The organism is Enterococcus villorum, from assembly GCF_007990225.1.
Taxonomy (GTDB): Bacteria; Bacillota; Bacilli; order Lactobacillales; family Enterococcaceae; genus Enterococcus_B; species Enterococcus_B villorum.
Genome location: NZ_BJWF01000004.1, coordinates 18,992 through 41,488, shown reverse-complemented (window position 1 = coordinate 41,488; position 22,497 = coordinate 18,992). Strand labels below are relative to the sequence as shown.

Annotated in this window: 14 protein-coding genes, 3 pseudogenes and 2 other annotated features; of the genes and pseudogenes, 14 read left to right on the top strand and 3 right to left on the bottom strand. The window is 35.0% G+C overall.

What is annotated here, in order from left to right; genetic code table 11:
• The first annotated feature begins 171 nt into the window (after positions 1–171).
• Positions 172–2,820: a magnesium-translocating P-type ATPase gene (gene mgtA, locus EVI01_RS03110; protein WP_010751624.1), complete on the top strand. Its 2,649-nt coding sequence runs from the start codon at positions 172–174 to the stop codon at positions 2,818–2,820.
• Positions 2,821–3,208: 388 nt separating this feature from the next.
• Here the strand turns inward: mgtA and EVI01_RS03105 are convergent, their stop codons facing one another.
• Positions 3,209–3,829 (bottom strand): peptidoglycan recognition protein family protein, encoded by a 621-nt coding sequence (locus tag EVI01_RS03105; RefSeq protein ID WP_010751623.1) that lies wholly within the window; start codon positions 3,827–3,829, stop codon positions 3,209–3,211.
• 414 nt (positions 3,830–4,243) lie between these two features.
• Between EVI01_RS03105 and EVI01_RS03100 the strand changes: the two genes are divergently transcribed.
• The 6 genes from EVI01_RS03100 to nhaC all read left to right on the top strand — a co-directional run bounded on the left by EVI01_RS03100 (position 4,244) and on the right by nhaC (position 11,230).
• Complete coding sequence (locus EVI01_RS03100) at positions 4,244–4,921, top strand: HAD family hydrolase (protein ID WP_010751622.1); 678 nt, start codon at positions 4,244–4,246, stop codon at positions 4,919–4,921.
• 71 nt (positions 4,922–4,992) lie between these two features.
• Positions 4,993–5,227: a binding site (T-box leader), on the top strand.
• Positions 5,228–5,266: 39 nt separating this feature from the next.
• Positions 5,267–5,504: a binding site (T-box leader), on the top strand.
• A gap of 61 nt (positions 5,505–5,565) precedes the next feature.
• Positions 5,566–6,639: a methionine ABC transporter ATP-binding protein gene (locus tag EVI01_RS03095; protein ID WP_010751621.1), complete on the top strand. Its 1,074-nt coding sequence runs from the start codon at positions 5,566–5,568 to the stop codon at positions 6,637–6,639.
• Position 6,640: 1 nt separating this feature from the next.
• Complete coding sequence (locus EVI01_RS03090) at positions 6,641–7,321, top strand: methionine ABC transporter permease (protein WP_010751620.1); 681 nt, start codon at positions 6,641–6,643, stop codon at positions 7,319–7,321.
• Positions 7,322–7,335: 14 nt separating this feature from the next.
• Positions 7,336–8,178 (top strand): MetQ/NlpA family ABC transporter substrate-binding protein, encoded by an 843-nt coding sequence (locus EVI01_RS03085; RefSeq protein WP_010751619.1) that lies wholly within the window; start codon positions 7,336–7,338, stop codon positions 8,176–8,178.
• 21 nt (positions 8,179–8,199) lie between these two features.
• Positions 8,200–9,435: a M20 family metallopeptidase gene (locus EVI01_RS03080; RefSeq protein ID WP_010751618.1), complete on the top strand. Its 1,236-nt coding sequence runs from the start codon at positions 8,200–8,202 to the stop codon at positions 9,433–9,435.
• A gap of 379 nt (positions 9,436–9,814) precedes the next feature.
• The gene (nhaC, locus tag EVI01_RS03075) at positions 9,815–11,230 is read left to right on the top strand and encodes a Na+/H+ antiporter NhaC (RefSeq protein WP_010751617.1); all 1,416 of its coding nucleotides are present in this window, start codon (positions 9,815–9,817) and stop codon (positions 11,228–11,230) included.
• 64 nt (positions 11,231–11,294) lie between these two features.
• On the opposite strand, the gene EVI01_RS03070 is transcribed toward nhaC, so the two are convergent.
• Positions 11,295–11,738 (bottom strand): DUF305 domain-containing protein, encoded by a 444-nt coding sequence (locus EVI01_RS03070; RefSeq protein ID WP_010751616.1) that lies wholly within the window; start codon positions 11,736–11,738, stop codon positions 11,295–11,297.
• Positions 11,739–11,883: 145 nt separating this feature from the next.
• A complete protein-coding gene (locus EVI01_RS03065) occupies positions 11,884–13,221 on the bottom strand; it encodes an amino acid permease (protein ID WP_010751615.1) in 1,338 nt (445 codons plus the stop codon).
• Positions 13,222–13,555: 334 nt separating this feature from the next.
• Between EVI01_RS03065 and EVI01_RS03060 the strand changes: the two are divergent.
• The 7 genes and pseudogenes from EVI01_RS03060 to EVI01_RS03030 all read left to right on the top strand — a co-directional run bounded on the left by EVI01_RS03060 (position 13,556) and on the right by EVI01_RS03030 (position 22,454).
• Positions 13,556–14,439: pseudogene (locus EVI01_RS03060) on the top strand (WaaS/CpsH family glycosyltransferase).
• A gap of 254 nt (positions 14,440–14,693) precedes the next feature.
• A complete protein-coding gene (locus tag EVI01_RS03055) occupies positions 14,694–15,287 on the top strand; it encodes a YczE/YyaS/YitT family protein (RefSeq protein ID WP_010751612.1) in 594 nt (197 codons plus the stop codon).
• Positions 15,288–15,763: 476 nt separating this feature from the next.
• A pseudogene (locus EVI01_RS03050) lies at positions 15,764–16,970 on the top strand (ammonium transporter).
• A gap of 25 nt (positions 16,971–16,995) precedes the next feature.
• Positions 16,996–18,429 (top strand): annotated as a pseudogene (locus tag EVI01_RS03045) (amino acid permease).
• 15 nt (positions 18,430–18,444) lie between these two features.
• Positions 18,445–19,371, top strand: a complete 927-nt coding sequence (glsA, locus tag EVI01_RS03040; protein ID WP_010751606.1) for a glutaminase A — start codon at positions 18,445–18,447, stop codon at positions 19,369–19,371.
• A 290-nt stretch (positions 19,372–19,661) separates the two neighbouring features.
• Positions 19,662–21,086 carry a hypothetical protein gene (locus EVI01_RS03035; RefSeq protein ID WP_010751605.1) on the top strand — a complete coding sequence of 475 codons (1,425 nt, stop codon included), beginning with the start codon at positions 19,662–19,664 and terminating at the stop codon, positions 21,084–21,086.
• Positions 21,087–21,332: 246 nt separating this feature from the next.
• Entirely contained in the window at positions 21,333–22,454 is a 1,122-nt protein-coding gene (locus EVI01_RS03030; protein WP_010751604.1) for a glycerate kinase family protein, read from the top strand.
• The last annotated feature ends 43 nt before the right edge of the window (positions 22,455–22,497 follow it).

Here is a 22,497-nt window from a genome sequence, read left to right as displayed (position 1 = left end):
TGGATGACAGTCCTGCGAAAAAAAGAATACGAGAGAAATTGCTGGTAGGAGCTATTATCTATCTTTTTTCAGCCCCTTTTATTACAGCTTTTTCTCCAGCAATCGAATAATGAAATGATTCCTAAGTAAAAATGGTTAATCTTTTTTACTAGGATAAAGGAGAGAAGTCAGATGGAAAAAAAGAGAGATACACAAAAAGTTTATGCTGCATTTGCAGGGAAAACGAAACAAGAATTATTGAACTTTCTTCATTCAACAGATAATGGTATGGAAGAAGAACAAATTAAAGAAGCAAGAGAAAAATACGGTGAAAATTCCATTTCTTATGGAAAGAAAACACCTTTTATTGTAGAAGTTTTAAAAGCTTATATTACACCTTTTACCCTTGTTTTAATTGCATTAGGTGTGATTTCATTTATTACAGAATATCTATTAGCAGCCCCAGAAGAAAAAGACCTTTTTGGTGCGATCATTATCTTTACGATGGTTATTGTCAGCGGAACAATGACGTTGATTCAATCCGTTCGTTCGAATCAAGCAGCGGAGAAATTAAAATCTTTAGTGAAAGTAACAGCAGCAGTTAAGCGTAATGGCAATTATACAGAAATTCCGATGGAAGAAATTGTTTGTGGAGACCTTGTTCGTTTATCGGCTGGGGACATGATTCCAGCAGACATGCGGTTGTTGACATCAAAAGATTTATTTATTTCTCAAGCCGCATTAACTGGTGAAAGCTATCCTGTTGAAAAACAAGCGATTGTCTATGAAGATGATTCTCTTAGTGAAACCAGTTATGAAAATCTAGCTTTTATGGGAAGCAATGTCATCAGCGGAAGTGCTGAAGGAATCATCGTATCGGTTGGAAATCAGACTTTATTTGGACATGTTGCTCAAACATTATCTGAAAAGCCAATTAAATCCAATTTTGAAATTGGTATCCACAAAACATCGATGTTGTTAATCAAATTTATGGCTCTGATGGCGCCAACAGTGATTGTTATCAACGGTTTCACTAAAGGTGATTGGTTAGAAGCGTTCTTATTTGGTCTATCCGTAGCAGTTGGGTTAACACCTGAAATGTTGCCAATGATCGTTACTACGAACTTAGTTAAAGGTGCGAGCGTGATGGCGAAAAAAGGCACGGTGATCAAAAACTTAAATGCAATCCAAAACTTTGGAGCAATTGATGTATTGTGTACAGACAAAACCGGTACACTGACGCAAGATAAAATTATTTTAGAATACCATATGGACTGTACAGGAAAAGAAGATGAGCGTGTGCTACGTCATGCTTATTTAAATAGTTACTATCAAACAGGCCTAAAAAATCTATTAGATGTAGCGATTATTGATGAAGCCAAACAATCTTTATCAACGGATAAAATCAATTACCGTAAAGTTGATGAAATTCCTTTTGATTTTGAACGTCGTCGTATGAGTGTCGTGGTCGAAGATACTGCTGGTAAAACGCAAATGATCACAAAAGGTGCAATCGAAGAAATGCTTAGCATCTCTAATTATATTGACATTGAAGGAACTGTCAGTCCTTTAACAAATGAAAGAAGAGAGTCAGTACTTGCAAAAGTAAGAGCTTTAAATGAAGATGGCCTGCGTGTAATTGGTGTGTCTCAAAAAACAAACCCAAGTGTCGTGGGTGAGTTTTCAGTAAAAGATGAATCAGACATGGTTCTTATTGGCTATCTTGCTTTCCTTGATCCACCAAAAGAAACAACAAAACAAGCGCTGAAAGCTTTGAAAGATCATGGTGTAGCTGTAAAAGTATTAACTGGTGATAATGAATTAGTGACGCGCTCGGTTTGTCGTCAAGTCGGCTTAGAAATCAATGAATTGATTACGGGAGAAAAAATTTCGGAAATGGATGATCGTGAACTAGCACAAGTTGCTGAAGATCATGAAGTATTTGTTAAATTAAATCCTCAGCAAAAAGCTCGTTTAACAACAGCTTTGCGACAAAATGGACATACGGTAGGCTTTTTAGGTGATGGAATCAATGATGCGCCAGCAATGAAAGTAGCAGATATTGGTATTTCTGTCGATACAGCAGTAGATATCGCCAAAGAATCTGCCGATGTCATTTTACTTGAAAAAGACTTAATGATTTTGGAAAGAGGGCTTTTATCTGGTCGTGAAACGTTCGGGAACATTATGAAATACATCAAAGCAACCGCAAGTTCAAACTTTGGAAATATGTTCTCCGTATTAGTTGCCAGTACCTTTTTACCATTTTTACCAATGTTGCCGCTCCAAATTTTATTCTTAAATTTGATTTATGATGTTTCTTGTATTTCACTTCCATGGGATAAAATGGATAACGAATACCTTGATGAACCTAAAAAGTGGGATGCATCAAGTATTGGAAAATTCATGGTTTACTTTGGACCAACAAGTTCAATTTTTGATATTACCACTTACCTATTGATGTATTTTGTGATTTGTCCAGCAGTAGTGGGAGGAAGCTACCATACACTAGATGCACAACAAAAGATCATGTTTATTGCTTTATTCCATGCTGGATGGTTTGTGGAATCTTTGTGGTCACAAACATTAGTCCTACATGCACTACGTACGCCAAAAATTCCATTTATTCAAAGTAATGCTACCTTTGCGATGTTTATCATTACAACCTTAGGTATTGCTGTCGGTTCAGTCTTGCCATTTACAGGTTTTGGTGCAGAATTAGGATTAATGCCATTACCAGGAGAGTACTGGATTTGGTTAGTTGTCACCATCCTAGCTTATTTAGCATTAGTAACCATGGTCAAAAACTTCTATGTTAGAAAATTTGGTGAATTATTGTAAGAACCATCAATAAGAATAGATAAAAATACAGATAGTGTTTAGTTCCTGCAAACCATGTAGATACGTTTCAACAGCGAATCACAATGCACTTCACGTTTTAAAATTCTAGCCAATAACCAAGTGAGCAATTGTGACGAGTACGCGCAGGAACACCAAGAAGAAATTTACAAAATTTGACAAGAAACACAACATCAAGCGTTTGTCCTTGATTGTTATTTACTTAGTGTTCTTCAAATTTTTGTGAATTTCTTCTTCTTTTTTAAGGAGTTCCTTTTTATCGCTGTTTATTCGGATATAGGCCTAAAGTAGAATAAAAATGTTCCTTCGTGTTTGTTATGTATTGACAAGGTATTTCATCAGTATGAAAGTATCTAAGAACGTACGATCTTTACTTATTTTTCATCATTGGATCCATCTTTTTATCAAGCATTCCCATACTATTTCTTTGTGAATTAACTTGAGCTGCTTGCTCTTTCACATTCTTACTAATTTCTGAAAAATGATGCCCCAATATTACTTCCACTTTTTTTCTAATTTCTGGAAGTCTACGTGTTAGTGTCGGTCCAGGGCATTCAGTCATTTCTGGAGTATTTCCTCTAGCAAATTGATGACCGATGATTTCCATTTTTATTCCATATCGTTTAGATATATCACCTATTAAGCGAACGAGTGCATCAATTGATTTATCACTTACTCCCCAGTTTGGTTCTTTAGAAATATTACATATTTCAATCCCTATAGAATCAGCATTGGCTTGTTTAGCGTGCCATGCACGTTTTTCTTCACCTACATAAGCTCTAATTTCTCCATTTGGTCCAATACCATAATGAGCTGAGGCTTCTCGTTCTCTCCATACTTCAGGAACTGCATCAAAATCAGTCATAGCCATATGATGGATAACAATAGTTTTTATTTTAGCACCACCGCGGTCATTCCATCTTGTTTCCCCTTCATTAAAAAATTTTTCGAACTGGTAAGGTGTTGCTAAGGGACTAATTACTGGTTTCATTCCACTACCTCCTAAAAAGATTTAATAAATTCAAATTGACTTTTGGCTTTGATGTTATATCACTTATCTGAATCAGAGCCAACAACTTTTCTATAATTGTCATTGATTTTATTTATTGTAGCAAAATAACAAAAAGTGTAAAGTTCAATTTTTACTTTTCTATATTTTGAAAAATAAGATACACAAATTGCTAGAGGCAAAGAAAATAGGTCGTTCAGATATCTATCAGTAGATCAATCACATGCTAGTGTCGCTTTTTTATCTATTGAGAGACTTTCTTTCATTCAGTTTTTTATACTTTAGTATTTTGATATGCATTCATGCACTTTACCAAAAAATATTTCACACTGTATGCAATTATCAATGAAACATGCTAAACTAATGATATTGTTTTCTGAAAGGAATAGTGAAAGAATGAAAGGTGCAATATTTGATTTAGACGGTCTATTAGTCGATACGGAAAAGACGTATCGTGATGGCTGGTTATGGGGATTTAAACAATATGACTTAGAAATACCTAAAGAAATCGTTGACGCTTGGGGTGGGAAAAACTGGAAGCAAAGCTTTGATATTTTAGTCCAAGCAGCAGGAAGTCCAGAAAAAGTGCAAGAAGTTCGAGCAAAACGAGAAGAATATTTTTATCAACAATTACACAGTGGCGCTATCCAATTAAAACCTTATGCCAAAGAAGTTTTAGTGGAATTAAAAAAACGAAAATTAAAAATTGGTTTGGCTACTACTACTGTTACGAAAAGAGCCACTGATATCTTGAAGCAATTCGAGTTGATACCCTATTTTGATACAATGACTTTTGGCGATGAAGTAGCGGAAAACAAACCATCGCCATGTCCTTACTTAACCGCATTAGAAAGAACCAAACTAACCGCTTTAGAAGCATTTGCAGTGGAAGATTCTCTCGTAGGGGCCACTTCTGCTTCACGAGCTGGAATGGGTGTTGTTTTGATTCCAGATACAAGTTTTGAACGAAACTATACCGCAAAAGAAAAAGAGCATTTGAACTTAATCGCTGAAGGAAAAGATTTACGAATTGTTATTGATTTACTTGATAAAACAACATTGGATGAATCGTAACAACATTTTTTAAAATTTCATGCTTGACTTTTAAAAGACGGTAAGGTAAATTGTTTTTAACAGCTAAATAGCAACATTCATTGATAAGGAAAGTAAACTTGAAAGACTTTTTAGAGAGACTCTGATTGGTGGAAAGAGTTAAGTGTGCAAAGTTGAAAATGGCCTTGGAGGATAATTTGTCGATACGTAGGCAAATTCGGTTTCGTTCAACCGTTAAAAAGAACCCCAATCTCTCTTAGTTGAGACGTTGGATAGAGGGAAGGAAACTTCCGAATAAAGGTGGTACCACGATTTATCGTCCTTTTACTAACATTTTTGTGTTGGTAAAAGGATTTTTTTTTAATATTTTTTGCAATGACGTAGTAAGTACAATTGGAAATCTTTTAACAGAGAGCTTCGAAAGCTGAGAAGAAGCAAAGAGGAACATTTGGAAAATGGCTACTGAGCATTTCACCCCAAGCAATTTGTAAGGCGGTGACGGTTGCGACCGATATCTTGCTAGAGTATGTTTGTACTTGAAGAGGAGTAACGTGTGAACGTTACTTAAAGATGAGGTGGTAACACGCAAAAAGGCGTCCTCAAGAAAGTGAGTGAATCATTTTCTTGAGGATGCCTTTTTTATTATAAAACAAGGAGGAGATTCAATGATTGAGTTGCAAAATATCAGTGTCCATTTTTATCAGAAAGAAAAGGTAATCCGCGCAGTAGAAGAAGTAAATTTATCGATTGCCAAAGGTGATATTTATGGCATTGTGGGATATTCTGGTGCAGGAAAAAGTACGTTGGTTCGTGTAATGAATTTCTTACAAAAACCAACAGAAGGTGAAGTCATCATTCATCAGACCAATCTAGGAAAACTATCACCAAAAGAATTGAGAAAAGAACGTAAATCCATTGGTATGATTTTTCAACATTTTAATCTGATGGAAAACCGTACGATTTTTGACAACGTCGATTTTTCCCTAAAGTATACAGGAAAATCGAAACAGGAACGTCGTCAAAAAGTAAATGAATTGCTGGAATTAGTAGGTCTGGAAGAAAAAACTTCGTCCTATCCTAGTCAATTATCTGGTGGGCAAAAACAACGGGTAGCAATTGCTCGAGCATTAGCCAATGAACCTAAAGTATTGCTGTGTGATGAGGCGACAAGTGCGCTAGATCCAAAAACAACTCAACAAATTTTAAAATTACTCAAAAAATTGAATCGGCAATTAGGGCTAACCATTGTTTTAATTACTCATGAAATGCAAGTAGTAAAAGAAATTTGTAATAAAGTGGCAGTGATGGAAAATGGCAGAATTATTGAAAATGGCAGTAGTGTCCAGATATTCAGTCATCCAAAAGAAGAATTAACAAAGGACTTTATACGTACGGCCACACATTTGGATCAGGCATTGGAAAAAATCCAAGAACATGAAGTATTTGCTGACCAACTGGCGAATAAATGGTTAATTGAATTAAGTTATGTCGGTACTCAAACAAATGAACCACTGATTGCTCAGTTATATAGCAAATACCAAGTAACAGCGAATATTCTTTACGGTAATGTCGAATGGTTGCAAGAAACGCCTCTTGGTAGTTTGATCGTGACTTTAGCTGGTGAAACGATTCAGAAACAAAAAGCATTAGATTATTTGAAACGCTTAGGCGTGAGAGTTAATATCTTGCAAAAACACGAATCACAAGATGCAATAAAACTAATTGAAGGAGGCGTTTAAGATGAATGTATGGATTGAAAAATATCTACCAAATGTTTATCTGATTCCAGATGAATTTATTGAAGCAACGAAGCAAACACTATATATGACATTTTGGTCAGCACTGATTGGCGGTGCATTAGGAATTATTTTAGGTGTTCTTTTAGTTGTCACTCGCCCAAAAGGATTATTAGAAAATCGTTTATTCTTTGAGTTTTTTGATAAATCCATCAATATTGTACGATCGATTCCATTTATTATTTTGCTTTCGTTATTAGCACTCACTACTCGTTTTCTTGTTGGAACGACGATTGGTGCAAAAGCTGCATTGGTTCCTTTAGTTTTTGGCATCGTGCCATTCTTTGCTCGTCAAATTGAAAATGCTCTGTTAGAAGTAGATCCTGGTGTGATAGAAGCTGCTGAATCCATGGGAACTAGTCCAATCGGCATTGTTTTTCGTGTTTATTTATTGGAAGGTCTGCCTGGGATCGTACGTGCTTCTGCTTTAACGATTATCAATGTGATTGGTTTAACTGCAATGGCAGGTGCTGTCGGTGCAGGAGGATTAGGTAATCTAGCTATTTCTAGAGGGTATAATCGTTTTCAAACAGATGTAACCATTGTCGCTACATTACTTATCTTGGCTTTAGTATTTCTAAGCCAGTTTGTCAGTAACTTGTTAATTAAAAAAATATCGCATTAATTGGAGGAGAAAAAATGAAAAAAGTGATTCGATTGACCGTAGTAGCATTAGTAGCAATTGTTTGGTTGGCAGGGTGCAGCCAAGGAAAAGCAGATACAAAATCAACTTCTAAAGAAACAACTGTTAAATTAGGTATTATTGGTGAAGACACAGATGTTTGGGATAACGTCAAAGCACGTCTAAAAAAAGAAAATATTGATTTAGAATATGTTAAATTTACTGATTACAATCAACCTAATGCAGCCTTGGCAGACGGTTCGATTGATTTAAATGCCTTTCAACATCAATTCTTTTTGGATAACTACAACAAAGAACATGGGACAGATTTAGTCTCAATTGGTAACACGGTTAATGCGCCATTAGGTATTTATTCTAATAAGATCAAAAAGATAAGTGAAGTAAAAGAGGGGGCAAAGGTTGCTATACCAAATGATGTAACAAACGGAGGACGTGCATTATTGCTTTTACAAACTGCCGGATTGATCAAAGTGGATCCAGCAAAAGGACAAACTCCGACTGTCTCTGATATTACAGAAAATAGTAAAAAACTAGCTATTTCAGAATTAGATGCCTCTCAAACAGCACGTGCGTTAAATGATGTGGATCTTTCTGTTATTAACAGTGGTGTGGCAGTCGATGCTGGTTTTACACCGACCAAAGATGCAATTTTCTTAGAACCAGTAGATGACAGTGCTCGCCCGTATGTCAATATTATTGTTGCTAGAAAAGAAGATGAAGACAATAGCACTTATAAAAAAATTGTCGATGCTTATCAAACAGAAGAAACAGCCAAAGTCATTGAAAAAACATCAAAAGGCTCAAGTGTTCCAGCATGGGAAACGTTTGGACGCAAATAAAAATACATGGAGGAATGAATTATGACAACATCAATCATTAAAAAGCAACAATCAAATTTATTAAAAGAAGCGATCCAAGAACGTTTATCAGAATATCAAGCACTTGCTTTAGATATTCATCAACATCCAGAAGTGAGCAACTATGAATTTTATTCATCAGAAGCGTTAGTTCGACAATTAGAAAAAGAAGGATTTGAAGTGAAAAAAGAAGTCGCTGGACATCGGACGGGATTTGCTGCTTCTTATCAATCGGCAAAACCTGGACCTGTGATTGCCTTTTTAGCCGAATTTGATGCATTGCCAGGAATCGGGCATGCTTGTGGTCATAATCTTTTTGGCACTTATTCAGTTTTAGCTGCAAGTATTATTAGAGAAAAAATTGCTGAAATTGGTGGTGAAATCAGAGTATATGGGACGCCAGGAGAAGAAGGCGGAGAAAATGGTTCGGCAAAAGGAAGCTTTGTTAGAGAAGGATTTTTTGCTGATGTGGATGCTGCATTATGTGTCCATCCGGCTTATCGTTACGGTAAAACAACAGAGTCATTGGCGAATGATCCCGTAGATATTAAATTTTATGGCGTTGCTTCTCATGCTGCAGCAGCTCCAGAAAAAGGAGTCAATGCTTTAGAAGCACTCATTCAAGTATTTAATGGAATCAATGCTTTACGATTACAGTTACCAAAAGACGTCAATATTCATGGAATTATTACAGACGGTGGTGTGGCAGCAAATGTTATTCCTGAATATGCAGCTGGACGATTTTATTTACGAGCAGGCAATCGTCAAACATTAAATGAAGTCTATCAAAAGGTTGAAAATATCGTAAAAGGAGCGGCGCTAAGTACAGGAACTAGTTATGAATTTGGTTTATTCCAAAATGCTGTAGATAATGTTATTTCTACACCGGCTTTTGATGAACTATTTTTTAGTCATGCAAAGGAGGCAGGGGTTCCAGAAAATGAAATCGACGTGGAACAAAAAACAAGTCTAGGTTCTTCTGATGTCGGGAACGTGAGCCAAGTGATTCCGACCATTCAACCAACTGTCTCAATTTCAGACGAGTATATTGCTGGTCATTCAGAGGAATTTAAAGCTGCTGCTAAAAGTGCAAAAGGACTGGCATCTATTGCGATTGCTACAGAATTATTAGCAGCAACAGCATTAGACCTTTTTGAACAACCTGAACTATTAACAAAAATTAAAGAAGAACATCAACGTCTGCTTGAACAAAGCCAATTAAAAGGTTCGACATTTTAAGAAAGACCATCTTTTTTATCGTAAAAGTAAAAAATAATCCCTTTTATATTGACAAAAAATAATCCAAACGTTAAACTTCATAAAAGTTAACTTTTCACACAGTAGCATTTTAGGTGTTTTGTTCAGAAAGTCGATGGTTGCTGCGAATCGATCAAGCCAAAATGTCGAATTACATGAAAAGAAAATAAAAATTAAATAGTGAAATCAAAGTGAAAAACAGATCTGTTTTTAATTAAGGTGGTACCGCGGAGTCATTCGTCCTTAGTTGAAAATAGGTCTTTTTGTTTAACTAGAGGGGGAAATGATCATGAATTGTGGCGGAGTTATCCGATATCTATCTTTTTTTAGAACTTTAATGAACTAAAAAAGGAGAATAAATATGGAGAAAAAAGGAAAACCTAGTTTTAAAGAAGCAGTATTCGTATTACTGCTCATTGTTTCAAGTATTGCAATAGGTGTGGTAGGGTTAAAACTATCACCAAATATTACAATTTTAGCAGCGATTGGGCTGATCATGCTTTACGCAGTAGTAAAAAATTACCCAACGGAATGGTTACATGAAGGGATTGTAAATGGTATAAAACCTGGGATTATTCCTATATTTATTTTTATCTTAGTAGGGGCATTAATTGCTGTGTGGATCCAAGCAGGAATTATCCCCACGCTGATGGTTGTTGGTTTCAAATTGATTAGTATCAAATGGTTTGTTCCGTCTGTTTTTGTCGTTTGTGCAATTGTGGGTAGTGCAGTAGGAAGTGCATTTACTGTCATGTCCACTATCGGAATCGCTTTTTTTGGTATTGGTACAACGCTAGGTTTAAATCCAGCTTTAGTAGTAGGAGCCATTGTTTCAGGAGCTGTTTTTGGTGATAAAATGTCACCTTTATCAGAATCAACTAACCTAGCAGCAGCGATCGTTGATGCGGACCTGTTCAAGCATATCAAACATATGATGTGGTCGACCCTTCCAGCCTTTGTCGTTTCTTTCTTTTTGTTCGCAGTGTTGGGACATACGAATCAAGGTGCTAGCTTAAGTGCCATTCAAGAAGTAACCGCCACACTGGAATTGAATTTTACCATTTCTGTCTGGTCATTTCTTCCACTTTTATTGATGCTATTATGTGCATGGAGAAAAGTACCCGCTATTCTAACGATCTTGTTAAATATCGCAGTGGCTGTTGGTATGATTTTTATCCAAAATTCTAAGACTTCTCTCAATGAATTGGCTCGTGTCATCGAATCTGGATTTGTGGCCCACACAGGAAACCAACAAATCGATTCATTACTTAGTCGTGGCGGAATTGAAAGCATGATGCCTACGGTTTCTTTGATTATTTTGACGCTTTCACTTGGCGGATTACTGATTGAATTTGGCTTGATTTCAACAGTGATGGATGTTGTTTCGAAAAAAATGACGAATACACCGAAATTAATTTTTACGACTTTACTGACAAGTATCGGCGTGAATTTATTTATTGGTGAACAGTTTTTATCTGTTATTTTACCGGGAAATGCTTTTAAAGAAACCTATAAAAAAGCTGGTTTTGATCCCACCGTTTTAGGAAGAACATTAGAAGACGGAGGAACAGTAATTAACTACTTGATACCTTGGGGAATTGCCGGCAGTTTTGTTGCTAGTACGTTTGGCATCCCTACATTAACATACCTGCCATTCGTTTTTTTCAGTTTGTTCTCGCCAGTTTTTTCAATGGTGAGTGCCTTTACTGGATTAGGGGTGTCAAAAGAAGAAAAGAACCAAAAACAAGGCCTCGAACTTCAACCAAATCAAGAATAAAAAGTTATGAAAAAAACGCTCAAAGCAGTTTGCTTTGAGCGTTTTTTATATAAAATTTATTATTTTATTTTTGTTCTTCAATCAATTTTTTCATTTGTTTAATCTCTTTTTCTTGTGCTTTAATAATTTCATTGGCTAATTTTTTGACCTCGGGATCTTGTAGATTTGCTCGTTTACTTGTTAAAATCGCAATAGAATGATGAGGAATCATCGCTTTCATCCAAGCAACGTCGCTCACAGTTGTTTGACTGCGTACCATGAATAATGAGCCAGAAAATACAAGGATGCTTATTCCTAGAATGATTTTGTTCAATGTTTTGTTTTCATACATCTTCCACATAAATAATAGCATAATAATCGCCATCACAGCTCCCATCATCAAAGCCATAAATACACGAGTACGACTAAAGAAAATGTGATCAATTGAGTAAACATTGAGATACATCATACCAAACATAATTATCGTAGAGACACCAATCATCAATAAAAATTTCCAATACTTTTTCATTAAAAAAACTCCTTTTATTTTTCTCCTCTCTTTATCTTCTCAGCTTATAAAAAAACAAGCAACTAAATTGTTTAAACAATTTAGTTGCTTGTTTTTCGTTGCAGGCTATTTTCAAATAGTTTCTAAATGAGTAAAACATCGTTGTTTAGGCAAAAATATCATTCTTTCTTCGATAGCTAAAGAAAATAATCAAGTAAAGTAAAGCAGTCAAAATAGTGACACCAATCGAATTGGTAAAGAAAATACCAATCATAATCAATCCTAAAACGACTAAAGCAAGAAAATTCAAGCTTTTCTCAAAAATAGAACCTTTCTTTAAAGCTAACATAAATGCTGCTGAACTAATCATCATCCAAATAACTAATACGGTATAAGAAAGTGAACCAGCTAGATAACCAAATAACTTATCTCCAACAAAGTAAGACAGCACTACGCCAAGATATAAGATGCTCGCACAAAATAAAACGGATCGCTGTGGGACATGGTGTTTATTTAAAACAGCTAATTTGTTTGCAACCCCTTTTTTGTCTTTTAAACGGAAGTATAAAAGACGAGAAGAAGCATAAACACCAGAATTAATAGAAGAAAACAACGCTAAAATAATCACAAAGTTCACAATATCTGCAGCAAACGGAATATTCATTTTTTCAAAAACCATGACAAATGGGCTAACGGATGAATGTGCCAGTGTATCCCAAGAAAAGATGACTAACAATAAAAACAACGGAATAATATAAAACGAAATGATTCGTCCCATGACGCCTCTGATTGCTTTAGGAATCGCTTTTTTAGGGTTGTCTGCTTCACTAACAGTGATAGCGATTAGTTCTGATCCACCATAAGAATAGATCACGACAAGTAAAGAATTGATAATCCCTTTCACACCGTGGGGAGCAAATCCGCCATTATCAGTGAGATGTTGAAGTGTTGGAAAGACACCGTTATCGAACATTTGATGTCCAACTAAGTACACACCAAAAATAATTAATAAAATAATTACACTAATTTTAGCAAATGCGAGCCAATATTCCGTTTCAGCAAATAATCGTACCGAATATAAATTAATCAGTGTAGTTAAAATTGCTAAAATTAATACAAATATCCAAGCTGGAATATTTGGGAACCATAGTTGTAAAAAGGAGGCAGCAGCAACTGCTTCGGCAATAATATTAATCGTCCATAATGAGTAATACACCCAATCAACAAAGTCAGCCGAATGTGCACCTAAAAAAGGACGGACAAGTCCAGATAAGCCATGCTGTGTATCCCCATCATCTAACACTAATTTTCCAAGACCATTCATTACAATAAATAAGACTACTCCACCGATCAAGAAGGCAACCAAGACAGCAGGCCCTGCAATGCCAATCGCTTCTCCACTTCCCTTAAATAGTCCAGCACCAATGGCACCACCGAGTGCAAGCATCGTAATATGTCTGGAACTTAGCTGTTTTTTTAGTTTAGTGTTTTCTGTTTTTTCCATAAATAACCTCTTTTCTCAGAATAAAATGTTCCATTACTCTATGTGACAAACAAAACATAAATAGATAAATTTAGAAAAATAACTTGCTCTATCATAGCAAATTATCTGACAATTTCAACAATTCTGGAAATAAAAATCGTTACTTTAATGAAAAAATCATAAAATTTTCATGGAATCCATATGTAAACGGAATATTTTTAGCCTCAAAAGAAACTCAAATATTCGAGCGTTTTATTCGCCTTTTCCTTAAAAAAGAAGATATGATAAAAAAAAGCTTATATTTTACTTTATCGCTGGGAATATTTAATGTATATAGGAAAGTGAGGAGATACGTATGGCAAAATTGCCTATTTTACTAGTTGCTAAAGATAAATCTTTGTATTTTTTTCCTACAATTAATACGTTTGATGTTATTTCAGGAAGAGATTTATTAGACCCTGTTTATTTCACTTTTTTTCATCCAAAATTAAAGGAATATGAATTGATTATTTTCTTAGACTACGGTTTTGAAATGGAAATGGCTATACGTGTTCGCTCTTATACAAAAGCAAAAATGGTTTTGTTTTTCTGGAATCATTTTAAAGAAGAACATTTTCAATTACTTAAACAAGCACAAAATAATTCTGCAATTGATGAAGTGTATCATTTTGATCGTCTGGAAGCCAAAGAACTGGGGATTCTTCATAATAGTTCTTTTTACTCTAAAAATATGAAGATGCCAGATGTAGAAATAACTTCTGATTTATTTTTTGGAGCGACTGATAATGGTCGTAAGGAACAAGCGGAAAGTTATAAAAAAAATTCGAACAACAAGGACTTAAAACAAATTATTTTATTTTGCCCTCACGTGGAAATGACCAACCAAATTATCTTTCCTATGCAGAATATTTAGAATTAACAGTACATTCGCGAGGGATTTTAGAATTGTTAAGAGCAGGACAAAGAGGAGTAACCTTGCGTACATTTGAATCCATCTACTTTGAGAAAAAACTTGTCACAAGCAATGAAGCAATTACGAGTTACCGTTTTTATAATCCAAAAAATATGTTTCTCCTACAAGAAAGAGAACTGGATGAATTATCTACATTTCTTCATACACCTTATCAAGCAGTAGAAAATGAGCTATTAGATTTTTTTGATGCAAGTCATTGGGCTCAAAGATTTTTAGAGATGGAAAAAGGGGTGTTTGAACGGTATGAATATTGTGGGGAAGAGTAAAAAATAGAAACGTTTGTTTTTTTATATTTATAAAATTACTTTTATTATATCAGATAATTGAGTGATTTTCTCATTAATTATTTCAGGAGTACAGGTAATAGTTGTTCACTATTCATCCTCAATAAATAGTAAAATAAACGCTGGTGGTTTGTATTGGTGAGTAAGAAAGCTTAAGCCGTGTGTAGTGAAATGAATAGCACACTTGAACGATCGAATGAGCCAAATAACCAAGAAATTTATTTGGTGGAGGAAAGATGGAAAAAATACAAATAAAAAAACTAATGCAAGTGATTTTAGGAACAAGCATGATTGCTTTAGCAGTAACGTTATTGGTCACAGCCCATAAAGGTGCAGATACAATCAGTGTCTTTTTACTCGGCATGTTAACGATTTTTGATATCCCTTTTTGGGTGGCTAGCTTGATTTTTAATGCCTGTGTGTTAGGAATTGTTGCTATTTTTGATCGGAAAGAATTAGGAGTTGGAAGCTTGATCAATGGATTTGGGCTTGGTTTGCTGATTGGTCTTTTAGAGCCTTGGTTGAACAAACTCTCAGTCAATATGGCAGGTTACTCCATTGTTGCAGTGATTTTGGCTCCTATTTTATTTGGTATAGGTGCGGGGTTATATGTTTCTTCGAATAAAGGCTCAGCAGCCTTGGAAGCGCTGACTCAATTGATTTTTAAATTTACAAGGATTAGTTTGAAATTTATTCGTATAGGGTTAGATGCCCTGATGGTAATTGTAGGTGTATTACTGGGTGCGCCAATTGGAATTGGAACTTTATTATGTGTGCTTGCAATTGGTCCCATATTTGAGATGACGATGAAAAGCTTAAATGGAAAATAGTAGATTCCTCTAAGGAAATAGTTCGTCTAAATCAATGAACAAACTTTATGTGAGTTAGTCATTAATGAAAGAAAAAATAGTTAACGTGCCTTTTTTCAGGCAGTTAGCTATTTTTTTGTTTTGGTTGATTGAACAAAATGAATCGGATTTTATGGATAGAAAAATCATCGTCTGTTTTTACTTGAAAAAAGAACGTTCAATGAGGAGTACCGAGAAAGATCATTTTTATTTTTTTTTAGAAAATGAATAGTGAAAGTAAAAAAACAAGATTAAAAAAGCGTTTTTCTAAAACAATAAAAAAAATTTATAAACAAAAAAGAAAACATACTAGGTAAAGTAAAGGTTTCTTAAAAAATTTAGTGTTTACAATGATTGTTTCTATTTTATGGTTTAACAAAAGAAAACGAAAAAAGAAAAGCAAAAATCAAGTATTGAAATTTCCTATACTCATAACTGTAGAAATGAGGTGAGAACAATTGAATAATTTATCTATTAATACAGGAGATACGGCGTTTATGATTTTATGTACGGCACTTGTTTGTTTGATGACCCCTGGATTGGCATTTTTCTATGGCGGTCTAGCCCGTAAAAATAATATCACAACAATGATGGCACAATCTTTTCTATCCGTAGGAATTACGACTTTGATGTGGATATTCGGTGGTTTTGGTTTAGCATTTGGTCGAGATATCGGTGGACTTATTGGTCATCCAACGGACTTTTTTTTTCATGAATCATGTGTCAAATGTTCCTAACTTATTGCATGGAGCAACGATTCCATTTTTAATTTTTTTCTTGTATCAACTAATGTTTATTGTCATCACGGTTCCATTGATGACTGGTGCATTTGCTGGGAGACTAAATTTAAAAGGATATGTATTGCTTTTGATTTTTTGGAATCTTCTTATCTATTTCCCTGTTTGTCATTGGATTTGGGGTGGCGGATTTTTAGCTCAATTAGGATTCCGTGATTTTGCTGGTGGAGCAGTTATCCATACCACTGCTGGATTTGGTTCTTTGGCATGTATTTTGACACTTGGACAAAGAAAGATCCCATCATCTGAGCGTAATGGACACAGTAGTCTGATGGCAGCCGCTATTGGCACAGGACTTCTTTGGTTTGGCTGGTTTGGGTTTAATTCTGGTGGGGCACTTCGAGCGGATTATCAAGCAGTCAATGCTTTTGGTTCGACTTTTATTGCATTAGCATTTGCCATGATCACTTGGTTGTTGGTAGCAAAAGTCAAAGGAAATGGGTTTGATTTTGTTGATGTACTGACAGGTTCTGTTGCAGGACTTGCAACGATCACACCTTGTGCGGGTTATATCCATCCAAAAAGTGCAATGGTCATTGGTATCATTGCGGGCATCGTTTGCCAATACGCTGTTGCTTTTCGGAAACAAAAAAATTGGGACGATGCGCTTGATGTATGGGGTGTGCATGGAATGGGTGGTTTTACTGGAACCATTCTCATCGGCATTTTTGCCACAAACGCCCATTTGATGTCAAATTCACAAAGTTGGTTCCTTTTAGGTGTTCAAGTTGTCGGCGTGTGCTTGGTTGCATTATATGCTTATGCTGTAACAGCAGGGATTTTAAAAGTCATCATGCACATGACGACCATCACTACAACAAAAGAAGAACAAGAAGAAGGATTAGACTTCACTTTCTTCGGAAAATAAAAATGAGTAGAAAAGAGGAAGCTTCATGCAAGAAAGCAAAGCGAAAATTCCTGCAAAAAAATTAACGTTTTTTGGCTTTTTAGCTATGACCATTTCAATGGTGGTTTCACTTTATGAATACCCAACATTTGCGACGTCAGGCTTTAGTTTAGTATTTTTCTTATTATTAGGTGGTTTATTATGGTTTATCCCAGTCGCATTATGTGCAGCTGAAATGGCCACTGTTAAAGGTTGGGAAAAAGGTGGCGTGTATACTTGGGTCAGCCGAACTTTAGGAAAAAGATTTGGTTTTGCTGCTATCTTTTTTCAATGGTTTGAAATTACAGTCGGTTATTTAACGATGCTGTATTTTCTGACAGGTGCGTTGTCTTATGCCACAGGAATTTCTGCGATACAAAACAATAAGTTTTTAAAGTTAGCGATTCTTTTAATTATTTTTTGGGCCATTTTGATTTCCCAATTAAGAGGAACCAAATATACTTCATTGATTGCTCGCGTCGGTTTTATTGCTGGGATTTTGCTACCAGCTTTGGTGTTATTCGCTTTAGGGATACATTACGTAGCTTCAGGTGCACCATTATAAACGACTTTATCAATGAAAACACTCATTCCAGATTTTTCAAAATTACCCACATTAGTTGTTTTCGTTTCATTTATTTTAGCTTATATGGGTGTCGAAACGTCTGCTAGTCATGCCAATGAAATGGAGAATCCTAAAAAAAATTACCCATTAGCAATGTTTGTCTTAGTCATTTTAGCGATCATTTTGGATACATTTGGCGGATTGACTGTAGCCACGACTGTTCCTCAACATGGATTGTCACTAAACACTGGTGTCATTCAATCACTTGAGTTCTTATTACGTCACATTGATCCTAGTCTTGCATGGATTGCGAAAATCCTAGCTATTTTAGTTTGTTTAGGTGTCATTGGAGAAATTGCTTCTTGGGTTACTTCACCTTCAAAAGCGCTACATGTTGCGGCAGAAGAAGGGTTATTGCCAGAACATTTCGCTAAAGAAAATGCTTATGGAGTGCCAGCAAATTTAATGATTGCTAACGGGATCGTGGCTTCAATTTGGGCGACTGTCTTTACACTAAGTGGCGGTGGCAATAATTTATCATTTCTTGCCGCAATGTCATTAACAGTGGTCATTTATTTAATGTTGTATTTTATGTTTTTCATTGGATATCTAAAATTAGTTTATCAAGATGACCAATTAGAAAGAGCTTACCAAGTTCCTGGTGGAAAAGTTGTCAAAACGATTATTGCATGTTTAGGTTTATTAACCTCACTTTTTGCGTTTTGTATTTCATTTGTTCCACCTTCAAGTATTGCTTCAGGGCAACACGGTATTTACGAAACAATTTTGATTATTTCTTATCTTGTGGTTGCTGTTATACCTTTTACGATTTATGCATGCCGTCATAAATTTCAGCATGTAACGAATAAAAATTGAAAGCTGGTTAATAAAATGGATGTCAAAGAATTAGAACAATTGATTGGGAAAAATTTTCACTATTATCAAACAGGACATGTAGCTGATTATATCCCTGCCTTAGCACAAGTCAATCCAGAGCAATTAGGAATGGCGATTTATGACTTGAAAAGCAAACAATTAATTGAAGCTGGAGATTCGCAAGTACGTTTTGCCATCGAAAGTATGTCAAAAGTACCAGTTTTGCTGTTAGCCATTCAAGACAATGGAATCGATAAAGTCTTTCAAACCGTTAATACGGAACCAACAGGATTTGCTTTTAATTCCATTATGAATATGGAAATAAATCATCGTCCTCATCCAATGAATCCATTTGTCAATGCAGGTGCTATTGCAACAACTTCATTGATTGCCGGAAAAAATCCAGAAGAAAAATTTGAACGAATTTTGAGTTTTATGAAAGAAATTTGTGATGATCCTGGTATCACATTGAATGAAGAAATCTATCATTCTGAATCTAAAACTGGTGATATTAATCGTTCTTTAGCTTACTATATGAAAGGAAATCAAATGATCAACGGAGATGTTTCAGAAATATTAGCTGTTTATTTTAAACAATGTTCCGTCAATGTGACAGCAAAAGGTATAGCTAAATTAGGAGCCGTTTTAGCCAACAAAGGTATAGCTCCATGGAATGATAAACGGATCATTACAGAAGAAAGTGCGACAATTGTTAAATCGATAATGACAACTGCCGGGCTGTATGATGAATCAGGAGAATTTTCTGTTCACGTTGGTGTACCAGCAAAAAGCGGTGTTGGTGGTGGATTGATGGTAGCAGTACCTAATCGTTATGGTATGGGTGTGTTTGGTCCAGCCTTAGATCCTTTTGGTAACAGTGCAGCCGGAATCCAATTATTAAAAGATGTCGTTGAAAAACTTGATGTTGATATCTTTGAATAAGGTTGTGACAGAGTCTTTTAATGTTAGATAAGTGATAAAAGTAGCGGTTAGTTTTGGACAAAGAAGAAATGATTTTTTGAAATAATTCCCCATATTTTAGAAAATCATAGTTTCTTGTCGCAAATGCTATGCACGATATCTACTCAACTTGAAGTTAGCAAAACCAGCTAACTTCTTGTTTTTTTATTTTGTTTTTGTAAGCGTTGTTTTCATAAGGAAATAAAAAAAATCTATTTGAAATAATATGCTTAAATAGAGCTATAGAAAAATTTAGAGGAGCGAAAAAAGGCATGTTAGAAAATTACATTGAGCGGAATATTTCTAGAAAAGTATACCTTTGTGAGCAGTTATTTGAATTTCAAGAAATAGATATTGAAGACTCTGCAAAAATGTTAGGTGTAACGATGCCTACAGTGTTACACGATCTTGAAAGTATTACGGCGTGTTTAGAATATTGTATAGAGAAATATGAACGAGAAAAACACATTTGTAGAATCATATTTAAACCTGGTATTGAATTATCAGAATTAACACAATTCTTGTATGGACAATCGTATTTTTTAAAGTTTTTAAGTTATTATTTTAAAGGACAATTTACTAGCACAGAATTATCGGATCTAGAGTTTATCTCTTTAAGCAAAGTGTATACAATCAAAAAAACAGTGCTAGATTTTTTTAAAGCAAATTCATATTTGAGAAACAAACAGATTCTTATTCCTGAATTTGACGTACGTAATCTGTTACTTGCTTTAGTAAGATATATCAATTGGGAAGGTTATGAGAATAAAAGTCAAAACATAGCAAAAGCTTGTGACGAATTAATTGATTTTATCGAAACACATTTTTTTAAACGCAGATATTCCGAAGAAGAAAAGACATTGATCAGACGAGGAATTGAAATTGCGATAGGAAGAAAGGACCATCCTATTTATTTTAGTGAAGAAGATAAAAAAATTGCAGCAACAAAACCTTTGTTTCATATAATAAGTCAAGCTTTAGCACAACAAGAAGATGTCTACTATATTTTTTCTTTATTTAATACACGTAATTATACAAATGAAAATATGGAATTATTGAGAAAAGATTTTGAAGTGGTTTATACTAGTTTTATTGAACAAACCCCATGCTTTGATGAATTAAGCAAAAAGATTGTCAAAAAAATTGGAAAAAAATGTGAAAATGATTTTATTTTAAAAAAATCATTTTTACAATTTATTCGTACGACGTGGGCCGATGGACAAGTATTTCTTCCCGAACGCATCTATTTATTAACAGCAGCAGAAAAAGAACTTTATAAAAGCCTCTTAGAAATTTTAAGACTTTGGCAAGAAGAATATGCACTAACTATCAGATGGAACCATAATTTAATTCGAAAATTTGTCAAAAGTATCTTCTTAACCATGAGTGTTCAAGATGAGGATCAACCTACTGAAATTTTTATCGTCGCACCAAGTGTCGTCAAGCAGGTTTTTTATCGGGAACTAATTATATCTGAGATAAATGAAAGTACTGAACTAAATCCAATGATTTATCATTCTTTGAAAGAATTACCAGATGAATGCTTATACTTTACGAAAAGAATCATTTTATGTGATATTGCCGTTTACCAACGTGGATTTGATACCGAAAATACCCAGATTATTCCGGTCTCTTTAAATCATAAATATTTACACTTAGGCAAACGGGTAACATCAAGTCCTAAAATGAATGATTAACTGAAAATATTAGATGGTTTAAAAAACGTGAATGGTCATCATTGATGTTTTTTAGACCATTTTTACGTAGATATTCAGTTGATTGAAAATAAAATATTTATTAGTACAAGATAAAAAGCGAGTAAAGGTGGGGAGAATTATTTCCTGTTTTTATTCAATGAAACGATTTTTACAGCTTATTTTAGTTGTAAAAAAACAAGAAACATGTCTTACTAGAATAAAAAGTGAGAATGAGGGGGAGAGAAGATGAATATATTAGCGGCCATTGATTCATTCAAGCAAAGTGCGACATCATTTGAATTAAATCAAGCGGTATTAAATGGTTGGACGTTAAAAAATGGACAGAAAATTAATTGCCCAATTGCAGATGGCGGCGAAGGAACAGCAGATGCAATTTATCATGCATTAGGTGGAAAATGGCGCGAAGTTGAAGGTGTTGATTTACTTTTTCGTAAAAGAAGTTGCAAATATTTACTCACGACATATGAGGAAAAACAGATCGCGGTGATTGAATCAGCAAGTGTTATCGGTCTTGATCTTTTAAAGCAACCCACAGATCAAACGATTCGATCTGCTTCGAGTTTTGGTTTAGGAGAGTTATTAAAGGATGCGCTATCACAAGGAGTAAATCAAATTATTGTGACACTTGGCGGGAGTGGTTGTTCTGATGGAGGATTAGGTGTTTTGCAATCACTAGGTGCAAAACTGGAAGGGTATACAGAAGGTAACCCATTACTTACAACGAAAAAAATCGAATTAGGTCAAAGCAAGGAAAAGTTTAAAAAAGTGCAACTACTGGTGGCAACAGATGTCATGAATCCTTACAGCAACGAGCAAGGAGCGGCCTATATCTATGGCAAGCAAAAAGGTGGAACAAAAAAAATATTAGACTTTCTTGACGAGCGAGCAAACGAAGTCGCCAAACAAATGAAACAAGAGGTTGGAGTAGACTTAAATGAAATTCCTGGAAGTGGAGCTGCGGGTGGGATCGGTGGTGCATTAACGCTTGTAGGTGGAAAAATAACTTCTGGTTTTTTATTAGTGGCAAAACTTATAGGTTTAGAAAAGGCAATTAAGCAATCAGACCTTGTGATCACAGGGGAGGGTCGCATTGATCAGCAAACGATCAATGGAAAAGTCCCTTATGGTGTTGCTCGGCTTGCACAAAAATATCAAAAAAAAGTGATCGCTTTATGCGGTAGTCGAGAAAAAAATTTAGGTGCCTTAGAAGAAGTACTACCGAGCGTCTTTAGCATTCAATTAGGACCTATTGAATTGAAAGAAGCACTGAAGCGTGAAGAAACACTTGAAAAAGTAACGCTTATGGCACGTAATATCAGTTATTTATTTGAAAATAATGATTCTTAGTTGACAGTTCAAAAAAAGTTGTGTTAACCTATTGGCAAATAAA